At 27.3% G+C, this 1,642-nt stretch carries 1 pseudogene; it reads right to left on the minus strand.

Annotation, left to right across the window (positions count from 1 at the left end):
* Positions 1 to 1,642, minus strand: a pseudogene (locus L8V82_RS07685) (hypothetical protein); the annotation flags it as partial.

Here is a 1,642-nt window from a genome sequence, read left to right on the forward strand (position 1 = left end):
TTTTAGTATCATCTTTTAAGATAAAGCTATAATGATCAAAGTTATTAATAGTATTTGCTTTTATATTTGTATTTAATACTAAATGATTATTAGTGCCACTTTTATGCATTAGTGCTTTTGAGCTAAAATCATTTTCCATTCTAGTTTGTAAAAAGCTACCTGCTAATACTTTTATATTAGTATTATTAAAAATATTAGTATTACCACTTAAATATAAGGTATTATTATAGCTTTTATCATTTTCACTATATACACCAGAAGCTGCTATGATGATAGTAGAATCATCTTTATACTCATCTATATTTAAATTATTTATATGAGTATAATTATCATGAGTATTCTTAGCTATACCTGCACTAATAATAGCTATACCTTCTCTTTTATCAGAAGCTGTACCTAGAGCAAGTCCATCAAAGATAAAAGTATTATTAGCACTTTCATTTTTTGCATTAATAACATAAACATTATCATGTGCTGCAGAAGAATAATCTTTAATATTTAAAGTATTATCATTAGCATTTTCATTCGCTCTTAAAATGATTTTAGAACCTTTATCTATATTAGAAGCATTCGATAAAGATTGTACAAGATTATATTTTATAGTGTTTTTTTCTAAATTATCTGCTTCTATAATAGCAGTGAGGTTTCTACCTGATTTTACATTATCTAAAACTATACTATTAGCATTAGCACTACTAGCATAATAATCTTTATTATCTATACTTGCTTTACTAACTCCATATAAGTATAAAGGCATAGCAATGTTTGAGTTTTTAATAACAATGCTATTATTATTTGCTTTAGAACTTAGAGTTTGTGCTGCTGTGATTTGAATTTTATCTTGATGATTTTCAACAGTAAGTCCTTGGGTTAAATCCCCATTGATATTAATACTATTTCTATTAGCTCCTTTAGTAGCTACCCCACCATAAAGATTAAACTCATTTTTACCTGTAAAATTAGAATTAATCTCAAATGGCTTTTTAAGATTAATGCTAATGCTATTATCATTAGCTATACCATTATTAGTAGCACCTGCATAAAAGTCTAAAAGAGCTTTTACTTCTACATTAGTATTTAACGCTAATAAGGTTTGTAAGTCTTTTATATCTATGGTGTTTTTATAAGCATTACCTTGTATGATTTTACCCCCATAGATTTCCCCTACTAAGATAGCATTATAAGCTAATGGAGTATTTTTAGTATCTACTCTTAAATCTAGTTTTAAATCATTAATTAATACACTATTATTACTTACTTCATAGCTTTGATTATTATTTACATCTACAAAAGCTCCTCCTAAGTGAGTAGCAGCTGATGTTGAATATGCTCCACTTGGACCATGAACTAATAAAGAAGCTCCATCTATAATAACCTTGTTATTTTTAGCATTAGCATTATAAGTAATTGCTCCTGTTACATGAGTCATTCTCTCATCAAAGATATTATCTCCTAAAGCACTTTGTCTATAAGGGGTAGTATGAAAGTCTATCTTTACACCCTTATTTAATATAACTGTATTATTATTAGTATTAGCATCAATACCAAAAGCACCTACTACATAAGGAGCACCATTTAAAGGTAAGGTGTAAGTATTTTCAACACCCATATTTACATAGGCATCTTTTAAGAAATTTAAAGT

The organism is Campylobacter sp. IFREMER_LSEM_CL2151, from assembly GCF_025771725.1.
Classification (GTDB): domain Bacteria; phylum Campylobacterota; class Campylobacteria; order Campylobacterales; family Campylobacteraceae; genus Campylobacter_D; species Campylobacter_D lari_C.